This window comes from Thermomonas sp. LB-4 (assembly GCF_036409385.1).
GTDB lineage: Bacteria > Pseudomonadota > Gammaproteobacteria > Xanthomonadales > Xanthomonadaceae > Thermomonas.
This window is the reverse complement of sequence record NZ_JAXOFT010000018.1, coordinates 1-18,175: the sequence shown is the minus strand read 5'-3', so window position 1 is coordinate 18,175 and position 18,175 is coordinate 1. Positions and strand designations below refer to the sequence as shown.

11 protein-coding genes and 2 pseudogenes are annotated in these 18,175 nt (G+C 69.8%); 6 read left to right on the top strand and 7 right to left on the bottom strand.

Going from position 1 to position 18,175, the window contains the following annotated elements:
- Nucleotides 1-4: 4 nt before the first annotated feature.
- Nucleotides 5-1,522 (top strand): YifB family Mg chelatase-like AAA ATPase, encoded by a 1,518-nt coding sequence (locus SPK54_RS10730; protein ID WP_330947892.1) that lies wholly within the window; start codon nucleotides 5-7, stop codon nucleotides 1,520-1,522.
- A gap of 9 nt (nucleotides 1,523-1,531) precedes the next feature.
- On the opposite strand, the gene SPK54_RS10725 is transcribed toward SPK54_RS10730, so the two are convergent.
- On the bottom strand, nucleotides 1,532-2,824 hold the full coding sequence (locus SPK54_RS10725; RefSeq protein WP_330947891.1) for a putative peptide maturation dehydrogenase: 1,293 nt from the start codon (nucleotides 2,822-2,824) through the stop codon (nucleotides 1,532-1,534).
- A gap of 29 nt (nucleotides 2,825-2,853) precedes the next feature.
- On the opposite strand from SPK54_RS10725, the gene SPK54_RS10720 reads away from it, so the two are divergent.
- Nucleotides 2,854-3,156, top strand: a complete 303-nt coding sequence (locus tag SPK54_RS10720; protein WP_190282060.1) for an NHLP-related RiPP peptide — start codon at nucleotides 2,854-2,856, stop codon at nucleotides 3,154-3,156.
- 221 nt (nucleotides 3,157-3,377) lie between these two features.
- Here SPK54_RS10720 and SPK54_RS10715 read toward each other — a convergent pair whose 3' ends face one another.
- From SPK54_RS10715 to aceB, 4 genes are all read right to left on the bottom strand, one after another.
- The gene (locus SPK54_RS10715; protein ID WP_330947890.1) at nucleotides 3,378-5,879 is read right to left on the bottom strand and encodes a putative peptide modification system cyclase; all 2,502 of its coding nucleotides are present in this window, start codon (nucleotides 5,877-5,879) and stop codon (nucleotides 3,378-3,380) included.
- Nucleotides 5,880-5,886: 7 nt separating this feature from the next.
- On the bottom strand, nucleotides 5,887-6,876 hold the full coding sequence (locus tag SPK54_RS10710) for a diguanylate cyclase (RefSeq protein WP_330947889.1): 990 nt from the start codon (nucleotides 6,874-6,876) through the stop codon (nucleotides 5,887-5,889).
- 173 nt (nucleotides 6,877-7,049) lie between these two features.
- The gene (gene aceA / locus SPK54_RS10705; protein WP_330947888.1) at nucleotides 7,050-8,351 is read right to left on the bottom strand and encodes an isocitrate lyase; all 1,302 of its coding nucleotides are present in this window, start codon (nucleotides 8,349-8,351) and stop codon (nucleotides 7,050-7,052) included.
- Nucleotides 8,352-8,400: 49 nt separating this feature from the next.
- Nucleotides 8,401-10,017: a malate synthase A gene (gene aceB, locus SPK54_RS10700; protein ID WP_330947887.1), complete on the bottom strand. Its 1,617-nt coding sequence runs from the start codon at nucleotides 10,015-10,017 to the stop codon at nucleotides 8,401-8,403.
- Nucleotides 10,018-10,128: 111 nt separating this feature from the next.
- On the opposite strand from aceB, the gene SPK54_RS10695 reads away from it, so the two are divergent.
- The gene (locus tag SPK54_RS10695) at nucleotides 10,129-11,097 is read left to right on the top strand and encodes a LysR family transcriptional regulator (RefSeq protein WP_330947886.1); all 969 of its coding nucleotides are present in this window, start codon (nucleotides 10,129-10,131) and stop codon (nucleotides 11,095-11,097) included.
- A gap of 4 nt (nucleotides 11,098-11,101) precedes the next feature.
- Here SPK54_RS10695 and SPK54_RS10690 read toward each other — a convergent pair.
- Nucleotides 11,102-12,061 (bottom strand): annotated as a pseudogene (locus SPK54_RS10690) (isoaspartyl peptidase/L-asparaginase); the annotation flags it as partial.
- Nucleotides 12,062-12,295: 234 nt separating this feature from the next.
- A pseudogene (locus tag SPK54_RS10685) lies at nucleotides 12,296-12,856 on the bottom strand (cyanophycinase); the annotation flags it as partial.
- A 298-nt stretch (nucleotides 12,857-13,154) separates the two neighbouring features.
- Between SPK54_RS10685 and SPK54_RS10680 the strand changes: the two are divergent.
- From SPK54_RS10680 to SPK54_RS10670, 3 genes are all read left to right on the top strand, one after another.
- Nucleotides 13,155-13,724 (top strand): sigma-70 family RNA polymerase sigma factor, encoded by a 570-nt coding sequence (locus SPK54_RS10680; protein ID WP_330947885.1) that lies wholly within the window; start codon nucleotides 13,155-13,157, stop codon nucleotides 13,722-13,724.
- 3 nt (nucleotides 13,725-13,727) lie between these two features.
- A complete protein-coding gene (locus tag SPK54_RS10675; RefSeq protein WP_330947884.1) occupies nucleotides 13,728-14,777 on the top strand; it encodes a FecR domain-containing protein in 1,050 nt (349 codons plus the stop codon).
- A 233-nt stretch (nucleotides 14,778-15,010) separates the two neighbouring features.
- Nucleotides 15,011-18,067, top strand: a complete 3,057-nt coding sequence (locus SPK54_RS10670) for a TonB-dependent receptor (RefSeq protein ID WP_330947883.1) — start codon at nucleotides 15,011-15,013, stop codon at nucleotides 18,065-18,067.
- Nucleotides 18,068-18,175: the final 108 nt, after the last annotated feature.

The following is an 18,175-nucleotide window of genomic DNA, read 5'->3' as shown; positions in this document are numbered from 1 at the left end:
CGCCATGAGCCTTGCGATCGTGCACAGCCGTGCGCGGGTGGGCGTGCGTGCGCCCGAAGTGCGGGTGGAGGTGCACCTGGCCGGCGGCTTGCCGTCCATGTCCATCGTCGGCCTGCCGGAGGCGGCGGTGCGCGAGGCCAAGGACAGGGTGCGCGCCGCGATCCAGTGCGGGCAGTTCGAGTTCCCCGCCCGCCGCATCACCGTCAACCTCGCCCCTGCCGACCTGCCGAAGGACGGCGGGCGCTACGACCTCGCCATCGCGCTGGGCATCCTGGCCGCCAGCGGCCAGCTGTCGGTGGAGGCACTGGACGGCTGGGAGTTCATCGCCGAGCTGGCGCTGACCGGGGAGCTGCGGCCTGTGGATGGCGCGCTGGCCGCGGCCCTCGCCACCGGAGCCAGCGGGCGGCGCCTGCTGGTGGCGCCCGGCAACGGCGAGGAAGCCGCGTTGGCGGCGGCCAGCGTGGAGGTCCGCACCGCGCGCACCCTGCTGGAAGTCTGCGCCGCACTGGAGAGCCGCAAGACGTTGCCGCTGGCCTGCCCGCGCAGCTGCACGGAAGCACCGATGCCGGACCTGGCCGACGTGCGCGGACAGGCGCAGGCGCGGCGCGCGCTGGAGATCGCGGCCGCCGGCGCCCACCACCTGTTGCTGGTGGGTCCGCCCGGCAGCGGCAAGACCCTGCTGGCGTCGCGACTGGGCGGCATCCTGCCGGAACCCGGCGATGCCGAGGCGCTCGAAGCCGCCAGCATCGCTTCCGCCAGCGGCCGCGGGCTGGACTTGGCGCGCTGGCGGCAGCGGCCGTTCCGCGCCCCGCATCACACCGCCAGCGCGGTGGCCCTGGTTGGCGGTGGCGCGGACCCGCGGCCCGGCGAGATCTCGCTGGCCCACCACGGCACCCTGTTCCTCGACGAGTTGCCCGAGTGGAGCCGGCACGCGCTGGAGGTCCTGCGCGAACCGCTGGAGTCCGGCAGCGTGAGCATTTCCCGCGCCGCCAGGCAGTGCGAGTTCCCGGCGCGCTTCCAGCTGGTGGCGGCGATGAATCCATGTCCGTGCGGCTGGGCCGGGGACCCCTCGGGGCGCTGCCTGTGCAGCGACGAGGCGATCCGGCGCTACCGCGGGCGCATTTCCGGGCCGCTGCTGGAGCGCATCGACCTGCATGTCGAAGTACCGCGGCTGCCGCCCACCGCGCTGCGCACCGACGGCCCGCCGGGCGAAGCCAGCGCCTTGGTGCGCGCGCGCGTGGTCGCGGCGCGCGCCCGCCAGCACGACCGCTGCGGGCAGCCCAACGCCCGCCTCGACCAGGCCCAGACCAATGCGTTCTGCCGACTGTCGCCGCGCGATACCGCCCTGCTGGAGCGCGCCGTCGACGGTCTGCAATTGTCCGCGCGCTCGCTGCACCGGATCCTGCGCGTGGCCCGCACCATCGCCGACCTGGCCGGCAGCGAGGCCATCGAAACACCGCACCTCTCGGAAGCGATTGGCTACCGCAAGCTGGAGCGCGGGCGTGACCGGGCCGCGGCGTGAGGTCTCTTTCTAGCGTGGCCAGGCACGCCGGTTGGGATCCAACTCGTACGTTTCCATCCGGTCGGCACGGGGTCCGATTCCGCAAACCGCCAACGGACTTTCGGACCAGGGCTCCAAGCCAAACGCGCGCTCGATGTCGACTTCGTTGATCGCGGCGGTCACGAAGCTGCCCAGCCCGGCTTCCGTGGCGCTCAGCAACAACGTCTGCGAGAGATGACCGACGTCGAGAATGCAGACCCGATAGGCCTTCGGGTGGCGGCGGTACTTCCAGAAATTCCGATAAAAGCGCGGCGCGAGCACGCAGAGGGCATGGGCTTCCGCGAAATATTGCTGTCCGCCAACGGCTATCCACGCCAGATAGTCGAGCGCCGTTTTCCCCCGCGCGGCGGGATGCTTCCCCGCATCCGCGAGGATCCGCGCGTCGTCCATCGGCAAGGACTGCAGCGCGTGGCGGGCAGGCAGATAGTGGTAAAGCCCGGGCGCTAGACCATCGACCCGGCGGGCGAGGAGGTAGCATTCGGTGGGATGGAGGGCACCGCCCGAGGGGCTGGTGCGCTTCAGGACATCGAATTCGTCCGCGCCGCGCACGCGCCCGCGCTCCCCGAAGGCCCGCTCCAGGACCTGTGCCAGGCTCGCCAACGGCAGCATCCGTCCGGCATCGAAATTTCGACAACTGGCGCGCGCGTCCAACAGGTCGTCATACGCAGAACGCGAGGCGGGGGGCAGGGCAGTAACCGCGTCGCCATCGCCGCGTTGGTGCAGCATGGGCGGGGGCACGCCATAGGCTCGACGCAACCCTTCGGCATTGTGCAGGCCAGCGTCTTCGACCTCGCCCGCGGCATCGATGCCGCTCCAGCGCGAGGCATGATGGTAATCCGCGGCAGCCCCATGCCAGTGCAGGGCACGCACGCGCTCGTCTTCCCTGCGCCAGTGCGCCCACGCTGCGGTGCTGCCCACCAGCAGTCCCGCGCGAAGCAGGCGCCGCACGCGCGCCGCGCCGTGGCGCATCCTTAAGGGCGCTGCACTCACCCAATCGCTGGGACTGGTTTCGCCGAGCAGCGCGACTTCCGCTGCGTCCACCTCCACCTCGGCCTGCAGCGCTGGCGCATGCGCAAGCCACCGCATGTGGCTGAGGACCCCGGTATCCCCGGATAACAGCGCCGACAAGTCGAAACGGGTCTCCTCGCGGGACTCGAGTCGTAGCAGCGCACATCGCCTGATACGCATGGGTTCATCCAGCAAAAAATCCGATCTTGCCGCTTGCTGCCGGGCAGCGACAAGGGTAGCGTCGCCGACACGCATGTCCGACCACCACAGGGGATACCACCACGATGGCCACCAAGAAGGGCGCCAAGCCCGCGCCGCTCGACCCGAAAGTCACCAGGAAGCTGCTGGACAAGCTCGCCACTGACAACGATTTCCGCCGCCTGTTCAAGAAGGATGCCCATGCGGCCCTGCAGCAGGTCGGATACAAGGTGGAAGCAGGTGCAAATTCCGCGGGCGCCTGCATGCAACTGGCGCCGACCGACCGGATCGCGCCCAAGGCCAAGATCGCCCGCGACCGCGCAAAGCTCGAAAGCGCGCTGAACGTGCCGGTCAGCTTCCTCTGTGCGAAGGAATTCAGCGCGGACTGAGGCACCTCGCAGCCGATCGACAACGGCCGGGGCGCATGCAAAGCGCCCCGGCTTCGGTCGGATGTCCGACTCCGGATCGCCGGAGGACGGTGCAATACGACTGAAGGCGCTGCGCTTCGACGCTATCCGATGCAGCGCGCCATGCGGATGCCTGTCAAGGCGCTAACGGCGGTGCGACTGCGGGTCACCGATTCGCCGCGGCTGCATGCGCGACATCACGTTCAGGGCGTCTTCGTTGCCGCCTGCTGCCGGGACCGTGCGACTTCCGCCGAGACCGACACGTTGAAGAACCGCAGCACGTCGGAGGTGGTGCTTTCCGCGAAGACGCGCCCGCGGTGCGTCGCAAGCCAGTCGGCCTGGGCATTGGCGACATCCTCCTCCCGGGCCGCTCGCGCTGCCCGCATGAGCGCCCAATGCGTCGCCACCAAGGCGGTGTCCTGGCGCACCAGCGGCGCAAGCCGCGCCATCGCCAGGCGGGGCTGGCCGCCCAGGCGCTCCTGCTCGGCCTGCAGGACCTCGTGCAACTCCCGGATGGTGGGGTAGTCGCGGACGACGGTGCTGCCCTGGGTGCGACGCAGCGCCTCTTCCACACCCGCCCGATCATCGCGGTACGCCGACAAGAGCCCCGCGTACAGCCGCAACTCCGTCGAAACGGGGGGATAGAGATCGTCGCCCATTGCGCCCTTGGCCTCGACCAACGCCAGCAGCGCCTGCCGGGCACGCGCGGCATCCCCCTGCCCGTGCAGCACCGCCATGCTGGCCAGCGCCGCATGGGCACGCAGCAACTCCAGCACGTCGCCGCTGGCGTCCGCCTTTTGCGCCCAGTCACGCACGGCCGCCGCCGCCTGCGCCGGCTGGCCGCGATCGATCCAGACGATGGCCCCCGTCTCGCCGTGCCATCCGTTCCGCCCGGCAGTGCCGGCGAAGTAGGTCTTGTCGGCTTCCGCGTACTGCCCGCGCGCTTCATGGAGCAGCGCATACAACTCGCCCGCGCCCACGAAGCCCGCCTCCCGCGCAAGTCGGAATTCGGTCTGCGCCGCGTCATAGCGCTCCTGGCCCAGCAGCATGATCCCGAGGCTGTAGCGCACCGAACTGAAGCGCTCGTTCTGTGGCTTCAGCGCGCGCCGGCTGAGCGCCTCGGCCGCGCGGAAATCATTGCGCTGGTGCCACTGGTTGCTGGAGAGCCGGCCAATGGTCTGGTAATCGTCCGGATACAGCGCCAGGTACTCGTCGGCCTTGCGGAAGTAGGCCTGCGGGCCGGTGTGCTGCATCAGCATCAGCTCGATCATCTGGCGCTCCTGCGGCGACAGCCGCTGGGGCAGCGCCAAGGCCTTGCGCCATTCGTCGCGGGCAGCGCCCGGCTCACCCAGGGTCGCGTGCAGGCGCGCCATGTCCGCATGGGCCAGCGCGAATTGGGGGTCAAGCTGCAGCGCGCGCCGGTACAGGCCCAGCGCCTGCTCGCGATCGCCCGTCGTGTTGGCCACGCGACGGGCCACCGCGAAGGCCTTCAGCGCATCCAGGCTGGGCGTGGCTACGTTCGGCAAGGGGACCGACGTCTTCTGCACGTTCTGAAGCGCCTCGCCCAACTTCGCGCGCAGCTGGTCGGTGACCTCGTCGATGGAGGCCAGCGCGGACTCGACGCCCTTGCCGTCGGCCGAGACGGCGTAAACGGTGGTCTGGGTGTGCGGGTCGATGACCTCGGCGCTGACCCGCAGGCGGCCACCGACCTCGGACACCGTTGGCAACAGCACGGCGCGGGCGCCATCGCGCAGGGCGATTTCCGACCCCAAGGCGCGGTCCACCGCCGTGTCCGGCTTGCGCTGCATGCGCTGCAGGGTGTCGCGCACCTTGAGCTCGCCCACCACGTTGACGTAGCGGGACTGCTCCAGGCTGATGCGGAAGGCCTGCTCCAGCGCATCCTCCAGACGGGGATCGCTGGTCAGGTTGCGCAGGTCGCCAACCACCACCCAGTCCCGCTCGTTGAAGGCGATGGCCGGCTTCGGCTGGGCCAGGAACCAGGCACCGATGGCCATGCCGGCCACCAGCAGCGCTTCGGCGGTCAGGGCCACCGGGCGCCGCCACAGCGGCAGGTCGCGCCAGGCCTTGGGGGTGTGTGAGGGGATGCGCAGCGGGGCCAGCCCGGGCTCGCCGACCTCGTGGACTTCCTGGGCCTCGGGAATGCCCTTGAAGCGCCAGCGCCCGTAGGACTTCCAGACCAGCAGTTCGCCGCGCTCGCCCAGTTCGCGGGCGGCGCGGTGGGCCAGCGGCTCGGCGGTGGCAGACAGCAGGATCTGGCCCGGCCGCGCCAGCGCCATCAGGCGGCCGGCCAGCGGCTTGGCCAGGCCCTCCACTTCCAGCGACTTCGCGCCCTGGCGCACGGCTTCCGGGCTGTTTTCCCAGACGAGCACTTCGCCCACGTGCAGGCCGGCGCGTGCCTGCAGCGGCTGGTTGAGCTGCATCTCGCGGCCCAGGTCGCGCAGGCCGCGGGCGTAGTCGAGGGCGAAGGCGAGCCCGTCGATGGGGCGCTCGAACAGCAGCAGCAGGCCGTCGCTGCGGTCGATCAGCCGGCCGCGCCAGCGCTGCTGCAGCTCCAGCACCAGGCGGTCGTGGGCACGGAACAGCGCAGCGGCGGCGGCATCGCCCAGGCGCTCCACCAGATGGGTGGAATCCACCAGATCGGTGAGCAGGATCGTACGGACCTGTGGCGCGCCGGCATCCTGCATGCGCGCTTCAGTCCAGCCACTCGACACAGTCGCCGCCATTGCGTTTGGCCCGGTACAGCGCATCGTCCACCTGCGCGTACCAGTTCTCCCAGCCGGCATGGGTGCCCTTGCCGATCAGGCAGGCGCCGATGCTGAGGGTAGTCATCTGGGGCGGCCGGCTGTGCATGCGCTCCAGCATGCGCGCGCTGTCGGCGATGTAGCCGGCGATCCGCTCGGCTTGGTCGCGCGTGTGGCCGCGCAGCAGCAGGCAGAACTCGTCGCCGCCCAGCCGGCAGACGATGTCGTCGGGACCGGCCACGGCACGCAGCAGGTTGGCCACGCTCTGCAGGACGCGGTCTCCGGCCAGATGGCCGTAGGTGTCGTTGATGGACTTGAAGCGGTCGCAGTCCACCAGGACCAGCACATGTCCTTCCAGATCGCCGGCCTGCTGGCGCTGCTCCACGTCCGCGGCGAAACCCCGCCGGTTGGTCAGGCTGGTGAGCTCGTCGGTGCGGGTCAGCGCCTCCGACTGGTCGAGCCGGTGGGTGGTCGAACGCAAGGCGTCCAGCGCTTCCTGCAGCTCCTGGTTGCGCCGGCGGAGGCGCGCGATCAGCGCCTGTTCGTTGAGCACCACGCGCATGATCGCGCGGCGGAGGAACTGCGCCAGCAGCGCCGGGTCGCGCTGGGCCAGCAGTTCGAATTCATCGCGACCCAATTCCAGCAGCTCGCCGGCTTCGGCCACCACCGCGTCGGCACTGCGGGCGTGGTCGCCGATCAGCAGGCCCAGCTCGCCGAAAAAGGCGCGCGCGCCCAGCCGCTTGCCGATCAAGTCATCGCCGAAGTCCAGTTCCACTGCACCGTTGGCGACCACGTACATGGCGGCGCCGTGGTCGCCCCGGCGGAACAGCCGCTGCCCGGCCTCCACCTGGCAGGACCGGGCGACCTGTGCGAACAGCGCGTACTCGTCCGGGTGCAGCGCGGACGTGCTGTCGTCCACCCCGGTCCGGGCATCGATCATGTGCGCTAGTGCTGCCACGCGCTCCCCTGTGCGGCTCCGGCCCCTCAGATCCTGCCGCAGGATACCATTGCATCCGCTGCCGTACTGCGGCGGCCGCAACGGGGCCGCCGCCGGCGGCCAGGCCCCGCTCTGGCCCCGCCCCGCCCGTTTTCGGGCGATGGCGGGGACGGGCGTCAGGCGGCCGCGCGGGTGCCGGCGTGGAACTGCTCTTCCTCGGTGCTGCCCTTCAGCGCCACCGTGGACGACTTGCCGCCCTGGATGGTCTGGGTGATGGCATCGAAATAGCCGGTGCCGACCTCGCGCTGGTGCTTGACCGCGGTGAAGCCGCGCTCGGCGGCCGCGAACTCCTTCTCCTGCAGCTCGACGAAGGCGCTCATCTGCCGGCGCGCATAGCCGTGGGCCAGGTCGAACATGCCGTAGTTCAGCGCATGGAAACCGGCCAGGGTGATGAACTGGAACTTGTAGCCGTAGCTGGCGATCTCCTTCTGGAACTTGGCGATGGTGGCGTCGTCCAGGTTCTTCTTCCAGTTGAACGACGGCGAGCAGTTGTAGGCCAGCAGCTTGCCGGGGAACTTCGCATGGATCGCCTCGGCGAACTTGCGGGCGAACTCCAGGTCCGGCTTGCCGGTCTCGCACCAGACCAAGTCGGCATACGGCGCGTAGGCGAGGCCGCGGCTGATCGCCTGGTCCAAGCCGTTCCTGGTCTTGTAGAAGCCTTCGATGGTGCGCTCGCCGGTGCAGAACGGCCTGTCGTTGTCATCCACGTCGGAGGTCAGCAGGTCCGCCGCCTCGGCGTCGGTGCGGGCCACGATCAGGGTGGGCACGCCCATCACGTCGGCGGCCAGGCGCGCCGCGGTCAGCTTCTCCACCGCCTCGCGGGTGGGCACCAGCACCTTGCCGCCCATGTGGCCGCACTTCTTCACGCTGGCCAGCTGGTCCTCGAAGTGCACGCCGGCGGCGCCCGCCTCGATCATGCCTTTCATCAGCTCGAAGGCATTGAGCACGCCGCCGAAGCCGGCCTCGGCGTCGGCCACGATCGGCTGCAGGAAATCGATGCTGTCGTCGCCCTCGGCGTGGTGCAGCTGGTCGGCGCGCAGCAGGGTGTTGTTGATCCGCTTGACCACCTGCGGCACCGAGTTGGCCGGGTACAGCGACTGGTCGGGGTACATCTCGCCGGCCAGATTGGCATCGGCCGCCACCTGCCAGCCGGACAGGTAGATGGCCTTCAGCCCGGCCTTGACCTGCTGCATGGCCTGGTTGCCGGTCATCGCGCCCAGCGCGTTGACGAACGGCTCGCTGTGCAGCGACTTCCACAGTTTCTCGGCACCCAGCCGGGCCAGCGAGTGCTCGATCTGGACGGTGCCGCGCAGGCGCACCACGTCCTCGGCGGAATAGCTGCGGGTGATGCCGGCCCAGCGCGGGTTGTTGGCCCAGTCCAACTTCAGTTGTTCGGCGGTCGGCAGATGGTTCTTCATGGGGAAACCTCGTGGGGTTGGCGGCGGCGGAAGGAAGGCGACAGGTGGATCAGTCGATGCGTTCGTAGGCGGGCAGCGTGAGGAACTCGGCCAGCTCCTCGGCATGGGTCAGGCGGTCGAGCAGGCCGATCGCCTCGGACACCCGCGCCGCGCCGGGGATACGGCGGGGATCGCCCAGCCGGCTGGGCAAACCGATCAACGCGCGCTCCAGCAGCACGAAGTCGACCGGGGTGCCGTCGTCCAGCGACAGCGGCGGGCCGCCGGCATCGGCGAAGTGCAGCCACTGCCACAGCTGGGCGCGGGCGATCTCGGCGGTGGCGGCGTCCTCCATCAGGTGGTGGATGGGCACGCAGCCGTTGCCGTCCAGCCACGCGGCGAGGTAGCGCACGCACACCTCGACGTTGTTCTCGAAGCCGGCGCGGGTGATGGTGCCCAGCGACGGCCGCAGCAGGTCCTCGGCCTCGACGTGCACGTCGTCGCGGGCGACATGGCGCTGGTGTGGCCCCGGCATGCGCGCGTCGAACACCTCGCGGGCAACCGGGATCAGGGCCGGATGCGCCACCCAGGTGCCGTCGTGGCCCGCGCCCACCTCACGCAGCTTGTCGGCGCGCACGCGCGCCAGCGCCGCGGTATTGGCGGCCTCGTCGCCGCTGACCGGGATCTGCGCCGCCATCCCGCCCATCGCATGCGCGCCGCGGCGGTGGCAGGTCTGCACCAGCAGTTCCGCATAGGCGCGCAGGAACGGCTGCACCATGGTCACCTGGCTGCGCTCCGGCAGCACCCGGTCGCGGTGCCGGCGCAGGGTCTTGATGTAGCTGAAGATGTAGTCCCAGCGTCCGCAGTTCAGGCCGACGATGCGGTCCTTCAGCGCGAACAGGATCTCGTCCATTTCGAACGCCGCCGGCAGGGTCTCGATCAGCACGGTGACCTTGATCTGCCCATGCGCCAGCCCCAGCCCGTCCTCGATGGCCGCCAGCGCCCGCTCCCACAGCGCGGCCTCCTCCATCGACTGCAGCTTGGGCAGGTAGAGGTAGGGGCCACGGTCGCGCCCGGCCAGCGCGTGGGCGTTGTGGAAGGCGAACAGACCGGCATCGAACAGCGAGGCCGACATTCGCTGGCCGTCCACCAGCACGTGCTTCTCGTCCAGGTGCCAGCCGCGCGGCCGCACGATCAGCACCGCCTGCTCGGCCTGCGGGCGCAGTTCGTAGCGCTTGCCGCCCGCCTCGTGCACCAGCGCGCCGCTGATCGCCGCGCGCAGCGCCTGCTGGCCGGTGAGCAGATTGGCCCAGGTCGGCGCGGTGCTGTCCTCGAAATCGGCCATGTAGCAGTTGGCGCCGGAGTTCAGCGCGTTGATGACCATCTTCGGGTCGACCGGGCCAGTGATCTCGACGCGGCGATCCAGCAGCGCCGCCGGGGTTGGCGCCACCGTCCAGTCGCCGCGGCGGATGTGGGCGGTGTCGGCGCGGAAATCCGGCAGCGCGCCGGCGTCGAAGGCCTGCTGGCGGGCGCGGCGGGCCGCCAGCCGGTCCTGCCGCTCGCCCTCGAAGCGGCGGTGCAGGCCGGCCAGGAAGCCAAGCGCGGCAGGGGTCAGCAGGGCGTCCTGCCCGGGCACCCGGCGGGCGATCTCCACGCCCTCGCCGGGGCGGTCTTGCAGCACTGCGGACATCGGCGGCTCCGTGGCACGTGTGGGGAAGCCAACCATCCGCCTGCGTGTTGTATTTGACAAAGCAGATTTGTCAATGCTTAGTATTAATTTTTCAAATATCCAATTGAGAACATGGCGAAAACCCCTGCCAGCGCGCTGCGTTTCGCCTACAAGGGCTCGCGCCTGAAGCCATTGCGGGCGTTCTGCCAGGTGGCGCGGCTGGGTTCGATCTCGCGCGCCGCCGAGGCGCTCTACCTCAGCCAGCCGGCAGTGACCCTGCAGCTGCAGGCGCTGGAGCGCGAACTGGGGGTGCGGTTGCTGGAACGGGTCGGCCGCCGCCTGGTTCCCACCCGCGAAGGCGACCTGCTGTACGAGATGGCGCGCCCGCTGGTGGAGGGGCTGGACAACTTGGCCGCCGGTTTCCGCGAGCAGGTGCGCGGGCTGGACGCCGGCGAGCTGCACGTGGCCGCCGGCAGTTCCACCATCCTGTACCTGCTGCCGGGGATCGTCGATGCGTTCCGCCAGCGCCACCCCGACGTACGCCTGAGCCTGCACAACGTCACCGGCGCCAGCGGGCTGGACCTGCTGCGCAGCGACGGCGTGGACCTGGCGGTGGGCTCGATGCTGGACGTGCCGGCCGACCTGACCTACGCGCCGGTGTACCGCTTCGAACCGATGCTGATCACCCCGCCCGACCATCCGCTGGCCGGCAAGCGCCAGCTGTCGCTGGAGGACCTGTCGCCCTACGGGCTGATCCTGCCGCCCAAGCGCCTGACCACCTACCGGTTGGTCGACCTGGTGTTCCAGCAGAATCGCGTGCCCTACACCGTGGCGCTGGAGGTGGGCGGCTGGGAGGTGATCAAGCAGTACGTGGCGATGGGCCTGGGCATCAGCATCGTGACCGCGATCTGCCTGACCGATGCCGACCGCCAGCGGCTGGCGGCGCGCTCGCTGGCGCGCTGGTTCCCCTCGCGCAGCTACGGCATCGTGATGCGCAAGGGCAAGTTCCTGTCAGCGCAGGCGCGCGCCTTCGTCGAGCTGATCCAGCCGGCGGCGCTCACGCCGCGCGGCTACGACGAGAGCGGGCATTCGGAGCGGTAGAACGTCAGTGCGTGCGCGGCGTGGCCAGCGCGTCGGTCTTGTAGATCGCGACGTGCGGCACGCCGTCCGCGCCGATCCAGCCGCGGTACATGCCGCCGGTGTTGAACGGGAAGGCGATGCTGCCGTCCGCGCCCAGCGCGATCGCACCGCCGTCGCCACCGGCCTTGGGGATGTCGCGGTTGATCACGCCATCGGCAGCGCGGGCCAGCGGCTGGCCGTCCAGGCGCACCCGCGCGCAGATCTCGTGGGCGGCGGCGGCGCGGATGTAGAACTCGCCCCAGCCGGTGCCGGAGACCGCGCAGCGCGCGTCGGCCCAGGTGCCGGCGCCGATGATCGGCGAATCGCCCACGCGCCCGTAGCGCTTGTTGGTCATGCCACCGGTCGAGGTGCCCGCCGCCAGTTGGCCCTGCGCGTCCAGCGCCAACGCGCCGACGGTGCCGAAATACGCCTTGCCCGGCAGCACCAGCGGCGTGTTGCTGGCCTGCGCCGCCTTCTCCTGCTGCAACGCGCGTTGCAGCCCCTTCCAGCGCTTCTCGGTGCGGAAATAGGACGGGTCGACCAGAGTGATGCCCTGCTCCTTCGCGAACATTTCCGCGCCGTCGCCGACCATCATCACGTGCTTCGACTTGTCCATGATCGCGCGCGCCAGCGTGATCGGGTTGCGCACGCGGTGCAGGCCGGCCGCCGCGCCGGCCTTGCCGGTGGCGCCGTCCATGATCGAGGTGTCCAGTTCGTTGCGGCCGTCATGGGTGAACACCGCGCCGCGGCCGGCGTTGAACTGCGGCGCATCCTCCAGCACGGTGATCGCGGCGGTCACCGCGTCCAGCGACGAAGCGCCGCCCTGCAGCTTGGCGTGGCCGGCACGCAGCGCTGCTTCCAGCGCGCGCTTCACCACCACCTCCTCGTCGGCGGTCAGGTCTCCGGGCTCCACCCCGGCGCCGCCGTGGATGACCAGCGTGGGCGTGTCCAGCGCCACCAGCACGCCGTCACGCACCGCGTAACTGCGCTGCGCCAGCGGGCGTTCCACCCGGCCCTCGGGCAGGTGCAACACGGACTCCGCGCCGGCGACCACGGTATCGACGCGATCGAGGTTCATCGCCTCGTCCTCGGCCTGCTTCTGCTTGAAGCCGCCGCGCACCACGACGGCGCCGGCGCCGGGCGCGGTGGCATAGATACGCGCACGGCCGTCGCCCTCCACCGCCACCGCGGCATCCTCGTCCACGCCCAGGCCCAGCAGCGGCCGGCCGGCCATGTGCTCGGCCTTGGCGAGGAAGGCGACCAGCCGGCCCAGCCGGGCGCGCTCGCTGAAGTGGGTGTCGGTGACGATGCCCTTGAGCAGCGCGACGTGCAGGAAATCCGTCTCGATGGTGTTGCCATCGCCCAACGGGTCGGCCAGCGCGCGCGGGCTGGTCTGGCTGCCGCCGTCCATCGCCCCGTACAGGTATTCGCCCAGCATGGCCAGGCCAGCGCTGGTGCCGCCGAGCGGCTTGCCCGCCTTCACGTGGGCATCCAGCGCGGCGCCCACCGGGGTGCCGCGCCAGTAGCGGACGTAGCGGGACTGGTCGCCGCCAGCCAGGAAGATGCCGTCGGCGCGCTTGAGCGCGGCCAGGATCTTCGGGTCGGTCGCCGCCTCGCGGTCCTTGAACACGAAGGTTTCGACCGACTTGATCCCGCCGACCTCGTTGAAGAACTCCTCGCCGATCTCGCCGCCCTGCGAGGCGCGCAGGACCACGATGTGGCCGTTGCCGGCCTTCTTCATGAACCAGTGCATGGCGTCGAAATTGCGGTCGCCGCCGCCCATCAGCAGCAGGCCCGGCTGCACCTTGCCCGGCGTCCTCGCCTGCAGGTCGCCCAGCACGTAGTGGCCGACATCGGCGGCCAGCGCCGGCAGGATTGGCGCCGCGGCCAGCACCGCGGCCAGCACCGCGGCGAGCATCATCGACCAGCCGGCACGTCCCTTCATCATCCACTTCCCCTTCATTCGCAGATACGTCATTAGACGAACGTACACCGGTTTTCCCTCGCTCGCGGGCAGCGGCTTTCGCTATGGTACGCGGATGCAGACGGAGCTCGACCGCTGGTTCGTCCACGAAGTCCTCGTCCACGAGGAGGCGCTGATGCGCTTCCTGCAGCGGCACTGGCCGCACCGCGACGAGCTGCCCGACCTGCGCCAGGAGCTCTACGCGCGCATCTACGAGGCAGGCGCGAAGTCGCGCCCCACCCAGCCGCGGGCGTTCCTGTTCGCCAGCGCGCGCCACCTGATGACCGACCGGCTGCGCCGCGGCAAGGTGGTGTCGATCGAGCCGATGGGTGATTTCGAGCCCTCGCTCGTCTTGGTGGATGAGGTCTCGCCGGAACGCTGGTGCGGCGGTCGCCAGGCCCTGCGCCGGCTGGCCGACGCCTTCGACCGGCTGCCCGACCGCTGCCGGGAGGTGGTGTGGCTGCGGCGGGTGGAGGAGTTGTCGCAAAAGGACGTGGCATCGCGCTTGGGCATCAGCGAGAAAACCGTGGAAAAGCACATCGCCAAGGGCATGCGCCTGCTCGCCGACGCGCTGTATACCGGCGAGGTGGACGCGCGCGCGCAGGCCGGCACGGCGGATGCCGGCGCACGGCGGCAGGCGGACTGATCGATGCGCGGCGACAGCATGGCGATCGAGCAGGCGGCGGCGGGCTGGCTGGCGCGCCGCGACGGCGGGCGCTGGAGTGCGGATGACGAAACCGCGCTGCAGCGCTGGCTGGACGCGGATATCGGCCACCGGGTGGCGTTCCTGCGGTTGCAGGCGGCCTGGCAGGAAAGCGGGCGGCTGCAGGCGCTGGGCGCCGGCTGGCAGGACAGCGCCGCGCCCGCGCGCGGCCACTGGCAGGCCACGCCCTCAGGCCGCCGCGAACAGATGCTGCAGGCAATGGCGCAGCGCCCCGCGACGGCGCGGCCGGCGCGGCAGCGGCGCCTGGCTCGCTTCGCGATGGCGGCGACCCTGGCCGGCTGCGCGTTGGCGCTGGCCTGGGGCTGGCGCAGCCAGACCCGGGTCGATACCGCCGCCTACCGCACCGCCATGGGCGAGGTGCGCACCCTGCCGCTGGCCGACGGCTCGCGTGCCACGCTGGCCAGCGCCACCGGCATCGAGGTGCGGCTCTCGGCGCGCGCGCGCGACGTGGCGCTGACCTCGGGCGAGGCGATCTTCGAAGTGGCCAAGGACCCGCGCCGGCCGTTCGCGGTCGCCGCCGACGGCTATCGCGCGGTGGCCGTGGGCACGCGCTTCTCGGTGCGCCGCGACGTGGCCGCGCTGCGGGTGGTGGTGACCGAGGGCACGGTGCGGCTGGACGCACCGCCGACCGCCGCCGGCGCCACGCCCTCGGTGATGCTGCCGTCCGGCAGCGTGGCGCTGGTGCGCGGCAACGGCCTGCTGGTGCGCAGCCTGCCGCTGGCCGATGCGCAGCGGCTGCTGGATTGGCGCGACGGCCTGCTGGCCTTCCGCGATGCGCCGCTGAGCGAAGTGGTGGCGGAGTTCAACCGCTACAACGCGCGCAAGCTGGTGCTGGCGGACGCGCAGGCCGGCGCCCTGCGGATCGGCGGCAGCTTCCGCTGGGACAACACCGAAGGCTTCGTACGCCTGCTCGAAGCCGGCTTCCCGGTGCGCGCGGAAGCCGACGCGGAACGCATCGTGCTGCACTCGCGCTGAGCAAAGGCGCGCCGGCAACGCGGTTGCTGACGCAGCCCCACGACCGGCCCGTATCGCGAGCCGCAACCGGGACCCAATTGCCTGCCGTGCGCGCCTGCCATCGTGATCGCAGGCCGATGCATGCCGGAAGTCGCCGCGAGGGGTGCCGAAAGGCCCGGGGGGATTTCCTGCGGTCGTTCGTCATGCATTTGTAACGGCGTCCAGTCCGGGCGCCCCGGGGGAAAAACCACACCATGAAACCGTCTCGCCCGCTCCGCGTCCTGCTGCTGTCGCTGGCCTGCTCCGCCGCCCTGGCGGCGCAGGCGCAAACCGCCCGCCTCGACATCCCAGCCGGCGACCTCGCCAGCGCGCTGGATGCGTACGCCCGCCAGACCGGCACCCAGCTGGTGTACCGCGCCGACCAGCTCAAGGGCGCGCGCAGCGCCGGCCTGAGCGGACAGGCGGCGTCGCCGCAGTCGCTCGACGCGCTGCTCAAGGGCAGCGGCTTCCGCGCCCAGCGCGATGCCTCCGGGGCCATGCTGATCGTGCCCACCGGCGCCGCGGCCAAGCCGGCCGCACCTACGCGTCCGGCGCCGCAGGCACGGCCCGCACAGGCCGCGGCCGACGCACCGGTGACCAACATGCAGGCCGTGCAGGTGACCGGGTCGCGCATCCCGCGCACACAGGTGGAGGGCCCGGCGCCGGTCACCATGATCACCGCCCAGGACATCCGCGCCAGCGGCTTCACCAGCGTGCCGGAGGTGATGCAGTCGCTGACCCAGAACGGCGGCGAGACGCAGAGCCAGCAGTCCGCCGGCGGCGCCGATTTCTCTCCCGGCGCGCAGCAGGTGGACCTGCGTGGGCTTGGGCCCAACCACACACTGGTACTGGTCAATGGTCGCCGCATCGCCGACTTCCCGCTGCCGTTCGGCGGACGCAGCAACTTCACCGACATCTCCAGCATCCCGCTGGGCATGATCGATCGCATCGAAGTCCTAACCGGTAGTGCCTCGGCGATCTACGGCTCGGACGCGATCTCCGGCGTGGTCAACTTCATGCTCAAGAAGCAGGCCGACGGCACCACCATCGACTATCGCTACGGCTGGAACGAACACGGCGGTGGTGAATCGCATGTGCTGAATATCTCCAGCGGTTTTTCGCGCGGCGCGTTCAACGCGGTGGCGGGCCTGGAATACCGTGACCAGAAGCCGCTGTGGGGCTTCCAGCGCGCGCAGCAGGATTCCAGCTTCGATGCGCCCAATCCCGCCCGCTATGGCTATCCGTCGCGCAACTTCCTGATCACCGACTGGTGGGACGACTACATCGATCCGGGCAAGGCCACCTGTGACGACCTGTCAGACCTCAACGAAGGCACGATGCAGTACGCCTACCGGCGCAACTACGGCAACTACTGCGGCAGCGACCGCGCGGTCGCCTATCGCACCATGGTCAGCAAGCGCCAGGGCGTGAACACCTACGCCTCGCTGAACTACACTTTCGACAACGGCAGCGAATGGTTCGCCGATATCCAGGCCGGTCGCCACGAGGTCTCGCTGTTCCGGGCTCCACGCAGTTGGTCGCTGATGATGCCGGACGGCAATGAAGAGGGTTATTTCTACAACCAGGCCACGGATCAGATCGAATACTGGCAGCGCCAGTTCAGCATCGAAGAAATGGGCGGCCTGGGCAACGGCACCGTCAACACCGTGCAGAATACCTTTGCTGTCACCACCGGCTTCAAGGGCGTGTTCGGCAACGACTGGGACTACGAAGCTGCCTTCAGCCATTCGCAGTACACGGCCCGGACCAGCTGGCCGCAGATCGTGGCATCCAAGGCCAACGCGCTGTTCCTGGGCCCGCAATTGCCGGGCGAGTACATCTTCCGCGGCGCCGCATATCCGATCTTCAACGCCCCGCACGAACGCATGTACACGCCGCTGACCCGCGCCGAGTACGACAGCATTTTCGCCTACACCACCTACCACCCGCAGTCGGCCAACCAGACCCTGTCGTTCTCCGTCACCCAAGCCGACCTGTTCCAGTTGCCGGGCGGAGCGGCAGGCTTCGCCGCCACCGCCGAGGTCGGCCACCAAAGCTACGACCTTAAGCCAGATCCGCTGGCCACCCAGTACTACTACTACAGTTGGAAAGACTCCGATGGCCATGGCAGTCGCAACCGCTGGGCGCTGGCCAGCGAGCTGCGCATGCCGGTGCTGGACGCCTTGAACCTGAGCGTGGCGGGGCGCTACGACCAGTACCGTTTCGCCGGCCGCACCGTGGGCAAGCCCACCTGGAGCGCAGGCATGGAGTGGCGGCCGCTGGAGAGCCTGCTGGTGCGCGGATCCTACGGCACCGCGTTCCGCGTGCCCGACCTGCATTACGTGTTCACCGGTCCCGGCAACGATGAAACCTCGGTCACCGATTACTATCTGTGCGACACCGAGGAACCGGACGAAAGCTACGATGATTGCAGCTACGGCGGCGAAGGCATCATCCGCAGCCGCGTCGGCAACCACGATCTGAATCCGGAAACCAGCACAGCCTGGACCGCGGGCTTCGTGTGGTCGCCTTCGCACATGTTCGACCTGTCGGTGGACTATTTCGACATCATGATGAAGGACCAAGTGCGCGACATGAGCGCCAACGAGGTGATGCGACAGGAGCGCGACTGCCGGCTCGGGGTGAACGGCGCTGCCATCAACTCTGCCACCTGCCAGGACATGCTGGCGCGCATTACCCGCAGCCAGAACGGCAGCATCTACGGCGTCCACGTCAACCCGATCAACATCGCTAACGAGAGCACCAGTGGCGTCGATGCCAGCGCCAACCTGCGCTTCGACACTCGCCTCGGCAAGTTCACTCTCAGCGGCAACTACACTTGGGTGCGCCACCACGACGTGCAGGACTACCCGGACCAGGCGGTGGTGGACAAGTTCGCAGTCAACAGCGGCTACGACATCCCACGCAACAAGGCCAGTGCACGCCTGTCGTGGGAGCGCGAGGCATGGTCGGCGTCGCTGCAGGGTCGTCGCTTGGGCCGCCTGCCGAACGGCTGGTCCTACGACGAAGTGTGGGAGGACGGCGACCCGGGTCCGTGGGTCGAAGCGACCTACCGCTACAACGCCAACCTGCAATACAAGTTCAGCGAGCGCATGCAGGTCTCGCTGACCGCCAACAACCTGTTCGACAAGAAGCCACCGGTGGACCCGACCTACACCAGCTATCCGTACTACGACATCTCCTGGTTCGACACCCAGGGCCGCAGTTTCTACCTGCAGCTCACCTACAAGTTCGGCGACAAGCCGCTGTAATCGCAACCATCTGCTGCACACGCAACGCCCCGGCATCGCCGGGGCTTTTTTTCGGTTCATCTCCCAACTCCGGGGAATGCGGCGCGGATCTTGAGGAAGAAGTAGGTG

Coding starts and splice junctions, on each gene's coding strand:
- SPK54_RS10730 (WP_330947892.1), top strand. CDS start 5: ATGAGCCTTGCGATCGTGCACAGCCGTGCGCGGGTGGGCGTGCGTGCG.
- SPK54_RS10725 (WP_330947891.1), bottom strand. CDS start 2,824: ATGCGTGTCGGCGACGCTACCCTTGTCGCTGCCCGGCAGCAAGCGGCA.
- SPK54_RS10720 (WP_190282060.1), top strand. CDS start 2,854: ATGGCCACCAAGAAGGGCGCCAAGCCCGCGCCGCTCGACCCGAAAGTC.
- SPK54_RS10715 (WP_330947890.1), bottom strand. CDS start 5,879: ATGCAGGATGCCGGCGCGCCACAGGTCCGTACGATCCTGCTCACCGAT.
- SPK54_RS10710 (WP_330947889.1), bottom strand. CDS start 6,876: ATGATCGATGCCCGGACCGGGGTGGACGACAGCACGTCCGCGCTGCAC.
- aceA (WP_330947888.1), bottom strand. CDS start 8,351: ATGAAGAACCATCTGCCGACCGCCGAACAACTGAAGTTGGACTGGGCC.
- aceB (WP_330947887.1), bottom strand. CDS start 10,017: ATGTCCGCAGTGCTGCAAGACCGCCCCGGCGAGGGCGTGGAGATCGCC.
- SPK54_RS10695 (WP_330947886.1), top strand. CDS start 10,129: ATGGCGAAAACCCCTGCCAGCGCGCTGCGTTTCGCCTACAAGGGCTCG.
- SPK54_RS10680 (WP_330947885.1), top strand. CDS start 13,155: ATGCAGACGGAGCTCGACCGCTGGTTCGTCCACGAAGTCCTCGTCCAC.
- SPK54_RS10675 (WP_330947884.1), top strand. CDS start 13,728: ATGCGCGGCGACAGCATGGCGATCGAGCAGGCGGCGGCGGGCTGGCTG.
- SPK54_RS10670 (WP_330947883.1), top strand. CDS start 15,011: ATGAAACCGTCTCGCCCGCTCCGCGTCCTGCTGCTGTCGCTGGCCTGC.